Origin of the sequence: Bradyrhizobium ottawaense (assembly GCF_002278135.3) — a bacterium.
Taxonomy (GTDB): domain Bacteria; phylum Pseudomonadota; class Alphaproteobacteria; order Rhizobiales; family Xanthobacteraceae; genus Bradyrhizobium; species Bradyrhizobium ottawaense.
The window spans coordinates 1,945,256-1,961,058 of sequence record NZ_CP029425.2; the positions used below are offsets into that span (position 1 = coordinate 1,945,256).

A 15,803-nucleotide genomic window follows, 5' to 3' on the forward strand; every position below is an offset into this window, starting at 1 on the left:
TAGGGTCTACAAGGGTCGCCCAACTGTAAGCCCAAAGGATACGAATGGTTGGCCGCCATGCCGAATAAATAGGATATAAAAAGGTACTGCAGCACGACCCTGCTAGACCCTAAGCGGTGCCAGCGCCGTAAAAACGAGGGGAAGACGAAGGGGCGCCCCCGGAAAACTCTGTTGCTCGCGCGATTCGCGGCGTGCCAGCTTACGCGTTCTGGAGCGGCATCATGAGCAAAGCAAACGTCACGTCATTTAAGAAGGGCCACGTCAAGTCGCCCAATGCGGGCAGGCCGAAGGGGCAGCCGAACAAGTCGACGCGTATGCTGCGAGAGGCCATCCTATTGGCGGCGGAGGGGCACGGGCACGACGGCAAAGGAGCAGGCGGGCTAACCGGATACTTGCGATTGCTCGCGGCCACGGAAAAAGCCACCTTCGCACGTCTGCTCGGTCGCTTGATGCCCCTGCAAGTGGACGTCGCGGAGAAGAACGCAACGTATACGGTAGAGGAGGCTGCCGCGGAGCTCCAGCGTCGCGGGCTCCCCGTTCCGACTCTACTCGCCCTCGCGCCGCCCCCGGACGAGCCTCCTATCCCAGCAAACGAAGATGCCCCCGAAGAAGGCGAGTTTTACGAACGCGCGCCGGGCGTCGAATCGATAGAGCAGTAATTGCGATTGCTTGGCCCATTCTACCAAAGGTAGCATGTTGTTCTAGAGTAATGGCGGGGCGTTGCCCAGCCGCACCCTCAAGGAAGAGAACATGAACCACTATTTACGAATTAGCGACGGGACGCTCGCGCAAGCAGACGAGGCGCTCGACGAGCGCGGCTTGCTTCGCGACGGCTATCTGCTTCGGACCGCCGTCACGATGATGGACTCCGGACGCATGCCTTTCCCCGACGACGATAGAGCCAGGAAGATCGCCGATCGCGAGGCTCGCAAGGCAAGACTGTCTGACGCATGGCGTACTCCGGCGCCACAGCCCCCGCGTCCGGCTCTCGCCGCCGAGCTAGCGGCATTGGAGCGTAAGCCAACTACTCCGCCGGCAGGCGATGGAGTGGCGGCACGGGCCGAGCGCGATCGTCGGCTCGTCGACGCATGGCGTCACTGAGGAGGCAACAAATGACAAGCAGACTGACTGCAAAAGCAGCGGCCAAACTCTCGGCGCTTGCCGACGAGGTGGACCAATCTCGGAGCCTCGTCGACCTGACCATGCGGCGCATCCGCGAGGCACAGGCAGCGATGCGCAACATCAACCAAGACGCCGATCCCGATCGGTGGGCCGCACTGGAGCTGGAGGTCCAGCGGCTACACGGCCGACGCGAGATCGAGCAGACGCATCACGCCCGCCTTGCGCGTCAAGTCGCGTGCCTGAGCTCGTGGCTGGACACTCTACCCGTTGGGGTCGAACTGACTGACGTTCCCGTCGTCGACTGGCACCGCGATGAGAGCGACGACCTGCAGGAGTGCGTGGAGATCGTGCGCATCGAGATCGAGCAGCTGCTCAGTACGCGAAAGAGCGTGGCAAGCTCGGTTCCCCCGGTCGAGGACCTGTACCTTCAGGCCGACCGTCACGTCGACGCCCTCGCGAAGCAGGGCGTGCCGAGCATCAAGGTCGAGAACGGTCGCCTCAGCGTGCAGCACGCCAGCAGCTGGACTGGCTCAGGAGCCGAGGCCATCGCGATGCTGGCATGGCTAGACGGCGACCGGCTCGCCGAGGCCTTGCACGCGCGGATCGACGAGATCCGGGCCGACGAGCTGCGGCGAGGTCTCGTCGTCATGCATCCCAACGACCGGAAGAAGAAGCTGGCCGATTTCGACAATCGCATTCGTGCGCTGGAGCTGGAGGAGGAGTTCTACATCGTGCAGGCCGAGGGGAACGGCATCACCATTCCTCGGCGCGACAAGGCCAGCCCGGCCGCCGTCTTGGGAGTGGCAGTTGTGCCTAAGAAGAGTGAGATCGCCGCCTAGCGTCGAGCGGCCGCGGACAAGTGGGCGAGTGTCCGCGTTCATGGCAACAACCCCCACAGCTGGCGGCCAGGGTACTTCCTGCGGCGCGGCCAGCGTCCTTCCCGCGTAGCCCGGTTGTAGCCCCGGACTGGACCCGGCTCGCGGGGAGCCCTATTTTACCGCACTTTTCTAGAACCGCCACCCGGCATTGAGCAGGATGCCCATGAAGAAACCAAAAAGGGCGGGCGCTGCGAAGGCCAAAAAGGGCCGGAAAACCAGTGCCGGCCGATCCAAAGCCGCCCCAAAACGGCTGACCAGGCGTTCGGCGGGGCCGCCGACGCGCGGCGCCTCGGGCGATGATGGAGCCAAGGATGCCGTCAGGACGACGATCCGGGGCTTGCGGGCCAAGCTCAAGGAGGCGCAGCGCCGGGTCGCGGAACTGGAAGCTGCGGCCGACACCGATTTCCTGCTCGATATCCCCAACCGGCGCGGCTTCGAGCGCGAGCTCGCGCGCGCCATCGCCTACATGAAGCGCTACCGCGCCAGCGGGGCGCTGATCGTGCTCGACGTCGATCGGTTGAAGCCGATCAACGATTCGTTCGGTCATGGCGCCGGCGACGAGGTGCTCAAGGCGATTGCCGCCACGCTGACGCGGCAGGTCCGTGCCTCCGACGTGGTCGGCCGGCTCGGGGGCGACGAGTTCGCGCTGCTGCTGTGGAATCTCAGCGAGACCGACGCCAAGGCGAAGGCGGCCATCTTCGAGCAGGCGGTCGACGAATTGTCCTTTGTCTTTCGCGGCCAGGAGGTGACCGCGGGCGCCTCCGCCGGTGTCGCGCTTCTGGGGGCGCAGTCCGACCCGGGCCGCGCCCTGGAGGAGGCGGATGCCGCCATGTATGTGCGCAAGGCGCACCGGCGGCACGAGCCGGGGGTCAGGCTGGTCGGCAGCTAAAGCGCGCTGAGATCTGGCGGTACGTTACCGAATTTCCGCAGCAATTTGGCGTCGCCAAACTCGCCGGTCAGGGGATCGCCGCTGCGGCTGAAGGCGACGGCGCCGATATGGCCGGCGCCGTGCGCCAGCATTTCCGCACGACGCAGGGCGGCAGCCGATGTCTGGCATTCCTCGGCAGCACCCGCCACCGGCGATCCGTCCTCGTCGATCAGGAAGGGCAATGCAACGTAGTAGGTGACGTCGGGCATGATCGGCTCCGATAGCTGACGGTTCAGGCGGCGCTGCTCTTGCTCCGCATCTTGCTGCGCGAGGTGTCCGGAATGCAGCCGGCGGAAATCGCCGCCTGCAATTCCTCCAGCTCGGCCTCCAGATATTCGTTGGCCATGATCAGCGCCTTGATGGTGCTGCGCAGATTGCCGTCGCACATCGCGATCGCCTGATCGCACGCCTGTTCATAATGGCTGTTGTCGAGAAGGGCGGCTGTCGACATCTGCATTGTCCTTGTCAGTTGTCCTGGGCGTTTTCTGGGGGCGCTGGGGTCGTCGAATGTTCCTATTTTGTTCTTTTGGAGTCAAGCGGATTCATCCGCGCGAGGGAAAGCCGGATCGCAGGTCAGGCGATGATGTCGGGGGTGATCTGGTCTTCGATGAACGCGATGCGGTCTCGTAACAACAGCTTGCGCTTCTTCAAGCGCTGTAACCGCAATAGGTCGGGGGCGGGCGATTGATGCAGTGCATCGATCGCCGCATCGAGATCTCGGTGTTCCTGCTGCAACCGGGTGAGCTCGGCTTCGAGCTCACGCTCGTCTTCATTGGTCATGTCTGCGGTGGCCGAAAACCGATAGGCGTGGGATTAAGGCTGTGGATGCCCTGTGGAAATTATCGTCCTTGCGCGGCGTGATCGCAAGCGATCTGCGACCATCGTTCGCCGATCTCCAGCGACATATTTCCGCTGATCGCTGCGGCGCTGCGCAAGCGCATTGATATCATGGATTTTTCCCGCGCGGTTCCTTTACTCACGCTTCGTTACATATGAATTTTCAAAAATGAAGCTGCGGCGACGGTTACCCATCGACAGAACGAATCGCTGATGTACACTTCCTTGTCCGGATCGAATCCTGAGGTTCAACCCTACCGAGGAGGTTTCGAATGACAATTCAGGCACATCTCGTTGAATTGGAGCGGAAGCACAAACTTCTCGAAAACGAATTGCACGAAGCTCTCGTGCACCTTTCAACAGACGACCTGCAAATTGTTGAGTTGAAGCGCCGGAAGTTGATGGTCAAGGACCAGATCGAGCGTCTGAGGCACGGCGACACGCTCCACTAGTACCCCCCGCAACAGCGTAGAGTTGAACATACCCCTATCCCGCAGGGGTGGGAGCTTTTGCGCTCATCCCTGCAACAAAGGTGAGAAACCGTGCAAAGAAGTTTGCGCGGTGTTTGGTTTTTGTCGCAACGCGTTGTCTTGCCGCGAACTGATATCCACGTCGCTCGAAAACGCTTCAGATGTCTGCGAGCTCGGCGACGTGATCTGCGATCGCGAGCGACGACGTCAGTCCTGGCGATTCGATGCCGAACAGATTGATCAGGCCAGCGACGCCGTGATCGCGCGGGCCCTGCATCAGGAAGTCCTGCGTGGCCACCGCGGGCGGTACGATCTTCGGCCGGATACCCGAATAGCTCGGCATCAACGCGCCGTCAGGCAGTGTCGGCCAGTATTTGCGGATCGCCGGGTAGAACCGCTCGGCGCGTGACGGGTCGACCTCGTAGTCGATCGTCTCGATCCACTCGACGTCAGGGCCGAAGCGCGCTTGGCCTGCCATGTCCAGCGTCAGATGCACTCCCAACCCGCCGGGTTCGGGCACCGGGTAGATCAGGCGCGAGAACGGCGCCTTGGCATTGCAGCTGAAGTAATTTCCCTTGGCGAGATAGGCGCGCGGAATTCGGTCCAGCGGCATGCCGTCGATGTTGCGCGCCACATTGGTCGCCGAGAGCCCCGCGGCGTTGACGAGGAGGGCGCATTGCAGCGTCATTGGCGCCTCGCCGCCGGCGTCGATCTCGATCAGGCCGTTCGCCGCCTTGGCGCGGATCAGCGGCGTGTGAAACGCGAACGCCGTGCCGGCTTCCTCGGCTTCGCCGCGCAGCGAGAGCATGTAGGCGTGGCTGTCGATGATGCCCGTCGATGGCGACAGCAGCGCGGCGTCGCAGGCCAGCGCCGGCTCCAGCGCGCGTGCCGCCTCGCCCGTGAGCTGCTGCATGTCGAGCACGCCATTGGCCTCGGCATGCGCCTTGATCGATTGCAGCTTCTCGGTCTCCTGCGGGCTGGTCGCGACGATCAGCTTGCCGCAATTCTTGTGCGGGATGCCGCGCTTGGCGCAGTAGCGGTAGAGCGCGTGCTTGCCGTCGACGCACATGCGCGCCATCCAGCTCCCGGCGCGGTAGTAGATGCCGGCATGGATCACCTCGCTGTTGCGCGAGGAGGTGATGGTGCCGATCGCCTCGGCCTCCTCGAGCACGATGACCTCGCGTCCGGCCTGCGCAAGCTTTCGAGCCACCGCGAGCCCGACCACGCCGGCTCCGATGACGACGCAATCGACCTTATCCATGGTTGTGCAGGAGGTCCGCTGGAGGCGCCGGTGGCATCAGGCCTGGAGAGAATGCCGCGCGGCCGTTTTCCGTTAAGGAAGAATTTATCATGTCAGGGCAATTGCCGTATTTCACGTCACATTTTTCTGTTGCGCGTACAGGCGTTTACCCGATCCAAACGCGTGAAGCCAGACAATCCGACGTTGAAATCGCGGGTGGCTGATGGCTGAGAAGAACTGGCACGAGGGCAGCACGCTTCCGATTGCTGTGCAGGCCGTTGTGTGCCTGGCCGGCACGGTTGCGCCCGCGCGCGCCTTTGCGCTGTCGGATGGCTTCGCCGCGCCGAGCTATCTCGGCCAGCTCGATCCCAACGTGGTCTGGGAAGTCCTGATCGCGGGCATCGTCGTCTGCGCGTTCCTCGGCGCGATCGTGCTGTGGATCCATTCCTCGCTGCGCCGGACCAGGCGTCTACAGTTGCGGCGCAACGCCTTCGTCTCCTCCGCCATGAACAATCTCAATCAGGGCGTGGTCATGACGGATGCGCAGCGCCGCATCATCTTCTGCAACGACCGCTATCTCGAGATCTACGGCCTGACGCGGTCGGAACTCTGGGCCAATATGGACGGCCATGAGCTTCTTAAGCTCCGGCGCAAGCGCGGGGTGCTCGGCGGCATCTCCGACGACGAATTCTACGAGAAGGCGGCGAGCCACAACGGCCTGGTCACCGAGCTGCCCGACGGGCGAGCCATCCTGGTGAAGTTTTTCGTGCTGCCGAACGGCGGCTCGGTGGCGACGCATCTGGACGTCAGCGAGCAGCGCAAGCTGTCGCGACAGCTCGCTTCCACCAAGCAATTCCTGGAATCGGTGCTGGACCATGTGCCGGCCTGCGTGGCCGCGAAGAACATCGAGGACGGCTGCTACATCTTCGCCAACAGCGCCTATGAGCGGTTCTGGGGGTTCTCGCGGGATCATGCCGTCGGCAAGAACGCACGCGAGCTGTTTGCGCCGGTCTCGGCAGCCAGTATCGAGGCGACCGACCGGGCGGCGCTCAACTCCCCGGACGGCCAGTTCCGTAACGAGTTCGAGGTCGACCGCGGCGGCGAGCGGCGCATGGTCGCCTCGATTCGGATCGTGGTCCGCAACGAGAGCAACAAGCCCGAGTTTCTGCTGCTGGTGTTCGAGGACATCACCGACCGCCGGTCGCTGTCGCAGGAGCTGGAGAGCACGAAGAAGTTCCTCGAGCTGGTGGTCGACAACATCCCGGTGGCGCTGATCGTCGAGCAGGTCAAGGACGGCCGCTATCTGCTCGCCAATCGCAGCGCGGAGACGATCCTCAACCGCCGGCGCGAGGAGGCCACGGGCCTGACCGCGTCCGACATCTTCAACCCCAAGGAAGCCAAGCTGATCATCGCGCGCGACGAGGCCGCGATCAAGAAACGCGGGATGATCACCGAGGAGCATCCGATCTCCACCAAGGACGGCCTGCGGCTGTTCCTGACCCGCCGCGCCACCGTGCTCGGCGATACCGGCGAGCCGCAATATCTGATCAAGACCCACGAGGACGTCACCGACCGCCGGCAGACCGAGTCGCGCATGGCGCACATGGCCTATCACGACGGCCTCACCGATCTGCCGAACCGCGCCGCCTTCCTTCAGGCGCTGACCCAGATGATCGAGGCCTGCGAAGGCACCGGCGAGGAGTTCGCCGTCCTCTGCGTCGACCTCGACGGCCTCAAGGAGGTCAACGACGTCTTCGGTCATGCGCTCGGCGACAAGCTCCTGATCGAGGTGGCCAAGCGGCTCCAGGACTCCGCCCGTGGCGGCGTGGTGGCGCGCCTGTCCGGCGACGAATTCGGACTGATCATCGACGGCAAGCAGCCGGACGCGGGTCTTGCGCTGGCGCAGCAGATCGGCGACGCCGTCGCGAAGGACTTCCAGATCGACGGCCGGGCGGTCCGCGCCGGCGTCACCACCGGCATGTCGATCTTCCCGCACAATGGCACTGACGGCGCCTCGCTGCTCGCCAATGCCGGTGCGGCGCTGTTCCGCGCCAAGCAGAAGTCGCGCGGCACGATCAGCCTCTTCCAGCCGGAGATGGACCAGCAGATCCGCGACCGCCGCGTGCTGCACCAGGACCTGTCGGTGGCCATCAAGAACGGCGAGCTCTCGCTTGCCTTCCAGCCCCAGGGCGCCGCCGGCCACAGCGTCGCCGAGAGCGAGATCATCGGCTTCGAGGCGCTGGCGCGCTGGCAGCATCCGGTACGCGGCCAGGTCTCGCCGGCCGAATTCATCCCAATCGCCGAGGAGAGCGGTCTGATCGTCGAGATGGGCGAGTGGATCCTGCGCGAGGCCTGCCGCGAGGCGGCGTCCTGGCCGAAGCCGCTCCAGGTCGCGGTCAATCTGTCCCCGGCGCAGTTCATGCACGGCGACGTGGTTGGCCTCGTCCATTCGATCCTGCTCGAGACCGGCCTTGCACCCGGCCGGCTCGAGCTGGAGATCACCGAGGGCGTGTTGATCGAGGACTTCGACCGGGGCCTCGCGCTGCTGCGCCGCCTGAAGGCGCTCGGCGTGCGCATCTCCATGGACGATTTCGGCAGCGGTTACTCCTCGCTGAGCTATCTCCAGGCGTTCCCGTTCGACAAGATCAAGATCGACCGGGCCTTCATCACCAATCTCGGCCGCAATCCGCAATCGGCTGCGATCGTGCGCGCGGTGATCGATCTCGGCCACGGCCTCGAAATGTCGATCATCGCCGAGGGCGTCGAGACGGTCGAGCAACTCGCCTTCCTCGCCAAGGAGGGCTGTGACGGCGTGCAGGGCTATCTGCTCGGCAGGCCCCTGCCGATCGGGAAATATGCCGGGCTCGTCGGCCGCGCTGAAGTCATGGAGCTTGCGCTCAAGACCGGCTAGAGCGTTCGAGCGAAGTGGACGCCGGTTCGCGTCAAGAAAAACCGTCAGAATAAGAACCTAGAGACCCCGTTCCGATTTCATCGGAACGGAAATGGCTCTAGTGATGATGGGGCGCTTTGCTTCCATTCGACGGCTTCATGGCGGATTACGACCTCGCGATCATCGGCGGCGGCCTGAACGGTGTCAGCCTCGCGCGCGATGCGGCAGGCCGCGGCTTGCGGGTGATCCTGTTCGAGCAGGGCGATCTCGGCAGCGCGGCATCGTCGGCAACACCGCGGCTGATCCACGGCGATCTGTCGGTGCTGGAGCGGCGCGGGTTCCGGCGGGTGCGCCGGGCCCTGGCCGAGCGCCGGACCTGGCTCCGGATCGCACCGCATCTGGTCCGGCCGATGCGCTTCGTGATCCCCGCGCATTCCGACGAGCGGCCGCCATGGCTGCTGCGTGCCGGCCTGTATGTCTATGACGGTCTCACGAACCGGGGCGGCCTGCCGCCCTCGGCCACTCTCGACATCACGCATCATCCGGTCGGCAACGCGCTGAAGCGCCCGTTCGGTACGGCGTTCGAATATTCGGACTGCGTCGTCGATGACTCTCGCCTGGTGGTGCTGACGGCGCTGGATGCCGCTGAGCATGGGGCGGCGATCCGGACTGGTGCGCGTTGCGTCCGTGCGGACAGAACCGACATTTGGCGGCTCGCGGTGGTCGATCGCGGCCACCGCCGCACCATCACGGCGCGGGCACTGGCCAACGCCACCGGCGGCTGGACGCCAATGGTTGCTGAGACCGTGCTGCGGCAGCCGCAGCCCGCGATGGCGGCCACGCAGATGAGCCAGATCATCGTGCCCAGGCTGTTCGATTCCGAGAACGTCTACGTCTTTCAGAACAATGATGGACGGCTGATCTTCGCCCGCCCGTTCGAGGGCCACTTCACGCTGATCGGCACGGTCACGCACGCCTTCACCGGCGATCCCGCAATTGTGGCGATGCCGGGGGCCGACGTCGGCTATCTCTGCGAAGCGGCGAGCCGCTATTTTCGTCAGCGCGTCGCCCCGACCGACGTGGTCCGGACAGTCTCCGGCGTCAACCTGGCGCTGGCGTCCCTGCGCGGCCGCGACGGCACGATGCTGTTCCATGCGCGCCGGCGCAAGGCGCCGCTGCTCACCATGTTCGGCGGCGACGTCACCACCTCGCGCCTGCGCGCGGAGTGGGCGGTGACGAAGCTGACGCCGTTCTATCCGATGTCGCCGCCCTGGACTGCCGGCGCCGCGCTGCCCGGCGGAGATTTTGCCTGGGAGCGTTTCGACACCGAAGTCGACCTTGCGCGCGACCGCTGGCGCTTTCTGTCGGAGCCAGAGGCCCAGCGTCTGGTCGGGGCTTATGGGACGCGGTTGTCCGCAGTTCTCGGTGACGCCAGGAGCCGCGACGATCTCGGCCCGGGCTTCGGTCCCGAACTGACCGGCGCCGAGGTCCGCTACCTGATGGCTCGCGAATGGGCCCGCTTCCCCGAGGACGTCCTGTGGCGCCGCTCCCAGCTGGGCCTGACCATGCCTGCGGCGGATCGCGACGCGCTGGCGTCGTTCATGGCGAATGTGATGTGAACGATCTCTCCCGGCACGGTTGAGCTAGGGACGATCGGCGGCTAGCGTGCGGCGGAATCGGGGTTGGCAGGATCATGACGGACGAGTTGCCCAGAACAGGCGCCGCGGCTGATGCGGCCGGCGGAGATGCGCTTCCTGCGGCGGGCCAGCCGCTGCTGCGCATCGAGGGCGTCGCCAAAACCTTTGGCACCTTCCGCGCCGTGGATGGCGTCTCGCTGGACATCAAGGCTGGCGAATTCTTCGCGCTGCTCGGCCCGAGCGGCTGCGGCAAGACCACGCTGCTGCGCATGCTCGCCGGCTTCGAGGCGCCGGACGAGGGGCGCATCCTGCTCGGGGACAAGGACATCGCGCAGGCGCTGCCGCATGAGCGCCCGATCAACATGATGTTCCAGAATTACGCGTTGTTTCCGCATCTGTCGGTGCGCGACAACATCGCCTTCGGCTTGAAGCGCGCCGGCATGGCACGCGCCGACATCGCCGGCCGTGTGGCCGAGATGGTCGCCCTGGTGAAGCTCGAAGGGCTCGAGAAGCGCAAGCCGGATCAGCTCTCCGGCGGCCAGCGCCAGCGCGTCGCGCTTGCCCGCGCACTGGCGCGCCGCCCGCAACTGCTGCTGCTCGACGAGCCGCTCGCGGCGCTCGACAAGAAGCTGCGCGAGAATACGCAAGGCGAGCTGATGGAGCTGCAGCGCCGGCTCGGCATGACCTTCATCGTCGTCACCCACGACCAGGAGGAAGCCATGACGATGGCGAGCCGGATCGGAGTGATGAACACCGGCAGGCTTGCTCAGGTCGCGAGCCCCCGCGAGCTCTATGAAGCTCCGCGCTCGCGCTGGATCGCGGAGTTCGTCGGCGACGTCAATGTGTTCGACGGCGAGACCAGATTGCGCGACGGTCATCGTCTGGTCATTGGTACGCGTGATGCGGGTACGCTGGTGGTGGCCGAGCCGCGCGAACCGGTCGGCGCGGGAAGATTCTCGATCGCGATTCGTCCCGAGAAGATCAAGTTGTCGCGCCGCGCCCCGGTCAGCGAAGCCGGTCGTGAAACCACGATCAACAGCCTGGACGGCGTGATCGCGGACATCTGCTATCTCGGCGGCACCACCACCTATAAAGTGAAGCTCGATACCGGCGGAATCGTACGGGCCTCCGTCGCCAACAGCGCGCGTCTGGACGTCGACGCCTATAGCGTGGGCCAGCAAATCGTCGCCTGGTTCACGCCCGATGATTGCGTGGTGCTGCCGTCATGAGCTCCCGCCGTATCTTCGCGCGTCCGGCGCGCTTTGCCGCGATCGCCCCCTATGTCTGGATGGTGCTGTTCTTCCTGGTGCCGTTCGCGTTCGTGCTCAAGATCAGCCTGTCGCTGACGGCGATCGCGCAGCCGCCTTACGAGCCGGTGTTCGACCTGATGGCGGGGTGGGACGCGCTCAAGGCGGCCTTTGCCGCACTGTCGATCGACAATTTCAAGCTGCTCGTCTCCGACGACATCTATGTGTTCGCCTATGTGCGCAGCCTCACCGTCGCTGTGACCGCGACTGCGCTGCTGCTGCTGATCGGCTATCCCATCGCCTACGGCATGGCGCGACTGCCGAAGAGCTGGCAGGCGGTGGCGATGGTGCTGGTGATCGTGCCGTTCTGGACCTCGTTCCTGATCCGCATCTATGCCTGGATCAACATCCTCCAGCACGACGGGCTGCTGAACCAGATCCTGCTGGCGCTACACCTGGTCAGCCAGCCCCTGGTCTGGCTTTCCACCAACAGCGCGATGTATATCGGCATCGTCTATTCCTATCTGCCCTTCATGATCCTGCCGCTCTACGCCACGCTCGCCAAGATGGAGCCAGCGCTGGAGGAGGCGGCTGGCGATCTCGGCGCGCCGCCGTGGCAGGTGTTCTGGCTCGTCACCTTCCCGCTGTCCCTGCCCGGCGTCGGTGCCGGCGTGCTGCTGTGCTTCATTCCCATCGTCGGCGAATTCGTCATCCCGGACCTTCTGGCCGGCTCCAATTCGCTGATGATCGGCCAGACCCTGTGGCTCGAATTCTTCACCAACAAAGACTGGCCGGTCGCCTCTGCTGCGGCCATCGTGCTGCTGGTGGTGCTGCTGGTGCCGCTGCTGCTGTATGAGCGGCTCCAGAAGCGGCAGCTGGAACAGGGCCGCTGACGCCATGCGCAAGGTCTCACGCCTGTCCCGTTTCAACGTCGCCTCGCTCGCGCTGGGGCTGGCGTTCCTTTATTTGCCGATCCTCATCCTCGTCATCTATTCCTTCAACGCCTCAAGGCTGGTGACGGTGTGGGGCGGCTGGTCGCTGCGCTGGTATCACGAGTTCTTCAACGACCGCGCCATGATCGAGGCGGCCTGGATGAGTTTTCGCGTCGCGGTCTCCTCCGCGACCATCGCCACGCTGCTCGGCACGCTCGCCGCGGTCGCATTGTCGCGCGGCGAGCGCTTCCGCGGCCGCACGCTGTTCTCCGGCATGCTCTACGCCCCGCTGGTGATGCCCGAGGTGATCACGGGCTTGTCGCTGCTGTTGTTGTTCGTCGCGCTGAACGCCGAGCGCGGCTTCTGGACGGTGACGATCGCGCATACCACGCTGACGATGTGTTTCGTCGCCGTGGTCGTGCAGTCCCGCCTCGGCTCGCTCGACCGTTCGCTGGAGGAGGCGGCGATGGACCTTGGCTGCGACCCGGTCCGCGCCTTTCTTTCGATGACGCTGCCGTTGATCGCCCCCGCGATCGTCGCAGGCTGGATGCTGGCCTTCACGCTGTCGCTGGACGATCTCGTGATCGCGAGCTTCACGACCGGGCCGGGGTCGGCGACCTTGCCGATCCGGATCTATTCCGAGGTGCGGCTGGGCGTGAAGCCGGAGATCAACGCGATCTGCACGCTGGTGATCGCCCTGATCGCGGTGGTCATCGTGATCGCCTCGCTCGCTTCGAAACTGTCGAGCTCGCAGGGCGAGAGCGCGGCGCCGCTGTAGCCGTTCGTGCAGCGTGCCATCCTCGCGCCGCGCCCTGCACCGCCGCCCCGAGTTGCCGCAGCGCCAGGGCGTCGAGCGGAAATTCCAGCAGGATATGGATCAGGCTCAGCGCCAGCAGGAAGGTGAAACCGAACGCGTAGTCGTAGAAGTAGAGCGCGGTGGAGGCTGCGCTGGCGGCGGCCATCGCCGCCAGCCGCGCCTTCGGGACTGCGGTCCAGCGGATGACGTCGGCTTTGATGAACCAGTTGAGGTAATGATAGGTATAGACGAAGGCGAGCAGGCTCGTCAGCCTCGTGTCGAGGACGAGACCGGGTACGCCGAACAGCCGGCTGAGCGCCGGGCCGACATTGCCGAAATAATCCTGTCCAACCCGGGCAAAGCTTGCGATCCGGACTTCGGCGGTTGGCGGCAGCAGCAGGATCGTAGCAATCGCGACGAGGTAGACAGCCACCAGCGCAGCCTGGACGCGGCTGCCGGATCGGTGCGCGCCGAGCACCATGAAGATCAGCGTGAACAGCGAGACGTGGACCAGGGTCGGAATCAGGATGCCGATGACCGCGAGCGAAGACCCGCTCGAATACATGATCGCGGACAGGGCGAGTGCCGTCATGAACAGCAGCATGCTCTCGATCGCCGAGGTGGTGGCCGCGAGCATGGCGCAGACGATCAGCGCGCCCCACATCGCAAAGCCGAACCAGGAGGCGTTGTCGATCAGGGCCGCGACCACGGCGATGATTGCGAGGGCTGCCGCAATCCCGCGATGTGGCAGGTAGTAGCTGCGGTCGTGCAGCCACGAAATCTCGGTGAAGTAGTGCGCCGGGCCGAGCACGACATAAGCCAGCAGGAGCAGTTCGAACGGCATCAGATAGGCCGCCGCGAGCGCCAGCAGCATCAGGCCGAGATGGATCGCGTCGTTGCTGCGCATGATGCCGTGCCCTGCATTGGGGCACGGAGGTTAGAGCAGGCGTGGACAACCCGCAATTGTCCACGTTGTCGCTCGAACGTCCTGCTTGCGGCGACCCGTTGCGTCCTGTCGCGTCAGGACTTCACCGCACCTGCCGTGAGCCCGCCCACCATGTAGCGGCGGAAGGCATAGTAGATCGCGGCCGGCGGCAGTGCGTAGATGAAGCCGGTCGTCATCAACAGCTCCCAAGGCGAGTCGTCGGCGGCGAGGAAGTTGCCGAGCGCGACGGGGAGGGTGATCTCGCGGTCGTTCGAGAGCAGCAGGAACGCGTAGAGATATTCGTTCCAGGCCAGCAGCACCGCATAAGTGCCGATCGCGACCAGCGAGGGCATCATCAGCGGCAGGTAGACCAGACGGAAGATCTGGAGGGTCGTCGCACCGTCCATCACGGCGGCTTCGTCCAATTCGACGGGCAGCTTGTCGGAGGCCTGCTTGAGCACCCAGATCGCGTAAGGGCTGGCGATGGTCACCATCGCCAGGATCAGCGACCAGTGATTGTTGAGCAGGCCGTAATTGCCCATGGTGCGGTACATCGGCACGGCAAGGAACGCCGCCGGGATGAAATAGGTGAACAGCGCGAGATTCATCACGACCCGCCCGCCGGGCACCTTCAGCCGCGAGATCGAGAATGCCGCGGCGGTGGCGATGAACAGCGTCAGCACGCCGACGGATGCCGCGATCACCAGCGAGTTCCAGAACTGTATGTAGAAGTCGCGCAGGAAGTAGTGCTGTTGCTTGAACACGATTTCGAAGTTGTGCAGCGTCGGATGGTCCGGCCACAGCTTGCCGGAGAATGCGTCCTCCTTCGGCGAGATCGCGAACAGGAACATGTGGTAGATCGGAATCATCGTCCAGAGGAAGACGGGAATGCCGATCAGCAGCAACCGCGCTTCGGTTGCGACTTCGCGCAGGGTGGGGAGCTTCATCGCGACAACCGTTTCATCATGAAGTACACGAGCGGCAGGACGAACGGCATTGCGCAGACGATCGATGCCATGGCCAGGCTGAGCTGGTCGAGCCGGAGATAGCGGATGCCGAGGGTCGACAGCACATGCGTGAGGTCGGCCGGGCCACCGCCGGTGAGCAGATAGACGCTGTTGAAGTCGCCGAGCGTCCAGATCATCGAGAGCAGCGTGCAGGTGACGTAGAGCGTCTGCATCGACGGCCAGGTGATGTAGCGGAATTTCTGCCACCAGCTCGCACCGTCGACCTCGGCGGCCTCGAACAGATCGTGCGAGATCGCAAGGCGGCCGGTGATCAGGATCAGCGTCCAGAACGGCAGCGACTTCCAGATGTGCACCGCGATCGCCATGCTGAGCGCCACGGTGGGGTCGTTGAGCCAGTTCGGGCCGTCATCGCCGGTCAGGGAGAAGATGAGGTGATTGACCATGCCCCATTCGGGATTGAGCATGAACCGAACCGACAGGATGGTCGGGATCGACGGCACCGCCCAGGGCAGGATGAAGATCACCGAGAGCCATTTGATCCAGGGGCGCTGCACCGCGAAGAAGCCGGACAGGAACAGCGCGATCAGCATCTTGATGTTGATGCCGATGACCAGGAAGATCAGCGTGTTAACCGCGGCGCGCGCGAAGATCGGATCGTTGTAGAGCGCGACATAATTCGACGGGGCCCGCGCCAGCCACAGCCCGTAGCCGACGGGGTAGACCACGAAGGCAAGGAAAACGAGCAGATAGGGCGCAAGCAGCACGATGCCCCAGACCTGCGGCGGGGTCAGCCGCGACGACAGGGGCGGGCCGGGGAGTGCCTGATCGCCAGAGAGCGTGATCGCCATTCTTTTCGGACTCTTCAAAGAGATGCCGGCCGCGAAACGCGGCCGGTGTTGTTCTAGCACCTCTCCCCGCGAGGCGGGGAGAGGC

General features: G+C 64.6%; 17 protein-coding genes. 10 read left to right on the forward strand and 7 right to left on the reverse strand.

What is annotated here, in order from left to right; all coding sequences use genetic code 11:
• The first annotated feature begins 221 nt into the window (after positions 1-221).
• From CIT37_RS09270 to CIT37_RS09285, 4 genes are all read left to right on the forward strand, one after another.
• Positions 222-659, forward strand: a complete 438-nt coding sequence (locus CIT37_RS09270) for a hypothetical protein (protein ID WP_174719454.1) — start codon at positions 222-224, stop codon at positions 657-659.
• Positions 660-720: 61 nt separating this feature from the next.
• Complete coding sequence (locus tag CIT37_RS09275) at positions 721-1,101, forward strand: hypothetical protein (RefSeq protein ID WP_095426655.1); 381 nt, start codon at positions 721-723, stop codon at positions 1,099-1,101.
• Positions 1,102-1,112: 11 nt separating this feature from the next.
• A complete protein-coding gene (locus CIT37_RS09280) occupies positions 1,113-1,961 on the forward strand; it encodes a hypothetical protein (protein WP_152036327.1) in 849 nt (282 codons plus the stop codon).
• A gap of 202 nt (positions 1,962-2,163) precedes the next feature.
• On the forward strand, positions 2,164-2,889 hold the full coding sequence (locus tag CIT37_RS09285; RefSeq protein WP_081494282.1) for a GGDEF domain-containing protein: 726 nt from the start codon (positions 2,164-2,166) through the stop codon (positions 2,887-2,889).
• On the opposite strand, the gene CIT37_RS09290 is transcribed toward CIT37_RS09285, so the two are convergent.
• The 3 genes from CIT37_RS09290 to CIT37_RS09300 form a co-directional block, all read right to left on the reverse strand.
• Positions 2,886-3,137 carry a hypothetical protein gene (locus CIT37_RS09290; RefSeq protein ID WP_028140285.1) on the reverse strand — a complete coding sequence of 84 codons (252 nt, stop codon included), beginning with the start codon at positions 3,135-3,137 and terminating at the stop codon, positions 2,886-2,888. The genes CIT37_RS09285 and CIT37_RS09290 overlap by 4 nt on opposite strands.
• Positions 3,138-3,160: 23 nt before the next feature.
• Complete coding sequence (locus CIT37_RS09295; RefSeq protein ID WP_028140284.1) at positions 3,161-3,379, reverse strand: hypothetical protein; 219 nt, start codon at positions 3,377-3,379, stop codon at positions 3,161-3,163.
• A 122-nt stretch (positions 3,380-3,501) separates the two neighbouring features.
• Positions 3,502-3,708 carry a YdcH family protein gene (locus tag CIT37_RS09300; RefSeq protein WP_008546179.1) on the reverse strand — a complete coding sequence of 69 codons (207 nt, stop codon included), beginning with the start codon at positions 3,706-3,708 and terminating at the stop codon, positions 3,502-3,504.
• 329 nt (positions 3,709-4,037) lie between these two features.
• Here CIT37_RS09300 and CIT37_RS09305 point away from each other — a divergent pair, with 329 nt between their 5' ends.
• Complete coding sequence (locus tag CIT37_RS09305; RefSeq protein ID WP_026201910.1) at positions 4,038-4,217, forward strand: YdcH family protein; 180 nt, start codon at positions 4,038-4,040, stop codon at positions 4,215-4,217.
• A 175-nt stretch (positions 4,218-4,392) separates the two neighbouring features.
• Here CIT37_RS09305 and CIT37_RS09310 read toward each other — a convergent pair whose 3' ends face one another.
• On the reverse strand, positions 4,393-5,496 hold the full coding sequence (locus CIT37_RS09310; protein ID WP_028140283.1) for an NAD(P)/FAD-dependent oxidoreductase: 1,104 nt from the start codon (positions 5,494-5,496) through the stop codon (positions 4,393-4,395).
• A gap of 202 nt (positions 5,497-5,698) precedes the next feature.
• On the opposite strand from CIT37_RS09310, the gene CIT37_RS09315 reads away from it, so the two are divergent.
• The 5 genes from CIT37_RS09315 to CIT37_RS09335 all read left to right on the forward strand — a co-directional run bounded on the left by CIT37_RS09315 (position 5,699) and on the right by CIT37_RS09335 (position 12,959).
• Positions 5,699-8,386, forward strand: coding sequence for a sensor domain-containing protein (locus tag CIT37_RS09315; protein ID WP_028140282.1), 2,688 nt, complete (start codon positions 5,699-5,701; stop codon positions 8,384-8,386).
• Positions 8,387-8,523: 137 nt separating this feature from the next.
• Positions 8,524-9,984 (forward strand): glycerol-3-phosphate dehydrogenase, encoded by a 1,461-nt coding sequence (locus CIT37_RS09320; RefSeq protein ID WP_095426776.1) that lies wholly within the window; start codon positions 8,524-8,526, stop codon positions 9,982-9,984.
• A 74-nt stretch (positions 9,985-10,058) separates the two neighbouring features.
• Positions 10,059-11,231, forward strand: a complete 1,173-nt coding sequence (locus tag CIT37_RS09325; RefSeq protein ID WP_038970878.1) for an ABC transporter ATP-binding protein — start codon at positions 10,059-10,061, stop codon at positions 11,229-11,231.
• Positions 11,228-12,142, forward strand: a complete 915-nt coding sequence (locus CIT37_RS09330) for an ABC transporter permease (RefSeq protein ID WP_095426653.1) — start codon at positions 11,228-11,230, stop codon at positions 12,140-12,142. The genes CIT37_RS09325 and CIT37_RS09330 overlap by 4 nt, the downstream gene beginning before the upstream one ends.
• 4 nt (positions 12,143-12,146) lie before the next feature.
• A complete protein-coding gene (locus tag CIT37_RS09335) occupies positions 12,147-12,959 on the forward strand; it encodes an ABC transporter permease (RefSeq protein ID WP_095426775.1) in 813 nt (270 codons plus the stop codon).
• Here the strand turns inward: CIT37_RS09335 and CIT37_RS09340 are convergent.
• From CIT37_RS09340 to CIT37_RS09350, 3 genes are all read right to left on the reverse strand, one after another.
• Complete coding sequence (locus CIT37_RS09340) at positions 12,892-13,884, reverse strand: hypothetical protein (RefSeq protein WP_038948428.1); 993 nt, start codon at positions 13,882-13,884, stop codon at positions 12,892-12,894. The genes CIT37_RS09335 and CIT37_RS09340 overlap by 68 nt on opposite strands.
• Positions 13,885-13,997: 113 nt before the next feature.
• Positions 13,998-14,849: a carbohydrate ABC transporter permease gene (locus CIT37_RS09345; RefSeq protein WP_018317827.1), complete on the reverse strand. Its 852-nt coding sequence runs from the start codon at positions 14,847-14,849 to the stop codon at positions 13,998-14,000.
• A complete protein-coding gene (locus CIT37_RS09350; RefSeq protein WP_028140277.1) occupies positions 14,846-15,718 on the reverse strand; it encodes a carbohydrate ABC transporter permease in 873 nt (290 codons plus the stop codon). Before CIT37_RS09350 ends, CIT37_RS09345 begins: the two co-directional genes overlap by 4 nt.
• Positions 15,719-15,803: the final 85 nt, after the last annotated feature.

What these genes read in the sequence shown, in the direction of transcription:
- CIT37_RS09330 (WP_095426653.1), top strand. Translation starts at nt 11,228, where the DNA reads ATGAGCTCCCGCCGTATCTTCGCGCGTCCGGCGCGCTTTGCCGCGATC.
- CIT37_RS09300 (WP_008546179.1), bottom strand. Translation starts at nt 3,708, where the DNA reads ATGACCAATGAAGACGAGCGTGAGCTCGAAGCCGAGCTCACCCGGTTG.
- CIT37_RS09305 (WP_026201910.1), top strand. Translation starts at nt 4,038, where the DNA reads ATGACAATTCAGGCACATCTCGTTGAATTGGAGCGGAAGCACAAACTT.
- CIT37_RS09345 (WP_018317827.1), bottom strand. Translation starts at nt 14,849, where the DNA reads ATGAAGCTCCCCACCCTGCGCGAAGTCGCAACCGAAGCGCGGTTGCTG.
- CIT37_RS09350 (WP_028140277.1), bottom strand. Translation starts at nt 15,718, where the DNA reads ATGGCGATCACGCTCTCTGGCGATCAGGCACTCCCCGGCCCGCCCCTG.
- CIT37_RS09295 (WP_028140284.1), bottom strand. Translation starts at nt 3,379, where the DNA reads ATGTCGACAGCCGCCCTTCTCGACAACAGCCATTATGAACAGGCGTGC.
- CIT37_RS09320 (WP_095426776.1), top strand. Translation starts at nt 8,524, where the DNA reads ATGGCGGATTACGACCTCGCGATCATCGGCGGCGGCCTGAACGGTGTC.
- CIT37_RS09325 (WP_038970878.1), top strand. Translation starts at nt 10,059, where the DNA reads ATGACGGACGAGTTGCCCAGAACAGGCGCCGCGGCTGATGCGGCCGGC.
- CIT37_RS09280 (WP_152036327.1), top strand. Translation starts at nt 1,113, where the DNA reads ATGACAAGCAGACTGACTGCAAAAGCAGCGGCCAAACTCTCGGCGCTT.
- CIT37_RS09340 (WP_038948428.1), bottom strand. Translation starts at nt 13,884, where the DNA reads ATGCGCAGCAACGACGCGATCCATCTCGGCCTGATGCTGCTGGCGCTC.
- CIT37_RS09310 (WP_028140283.1), bottom strand. Translation starts at nt 5,496, where the DNA reads ATGGATAAGGTCGATTGCGTCGTCATCGGAGCCGGCGTGGTCGGGCTC.
- CIT37_RS09335 (WP_095426775.1), top strand. Translation starts at nt 12,147, where the DNA reads ATGCGCAAGGTCTCACGCCTGTCCCGTTTCAACGTCGCCTCGCTCGCG.
- CIT37_RS09315 (WP_028140282.1), top strand. Translation starts at nt 5,699, where the DNA reads ATGGCTGAGAAGAACTGGCACGAGGGCAGCACGCTTCCGATTGCTGTG.
- CIT37_RS09290 (WP_028140285.1), bottom strand. Translation starts at nt 3,137, where the DNA reads ATGCCCGACGTCACCTACTACGTTGCATTGCCCTTCCTGATCGACGAG.
- CIT37_RS09270 (WP_174719454.1), top strand. Translation starts at nt 222, where the DNA reads ATGAGCAAAGCAAACGTCACGTCATTTAAGAAGGGCCACGTCAAGTCG.
- CIT37_RS09285 (WP_081494282.1), top strand. Translation starts at nt 2,164, where the DNA reads ATGAAGAAACCAAAAAGGGCGGGCGCTGCGAAGGCCAAAAAGGGCCGG.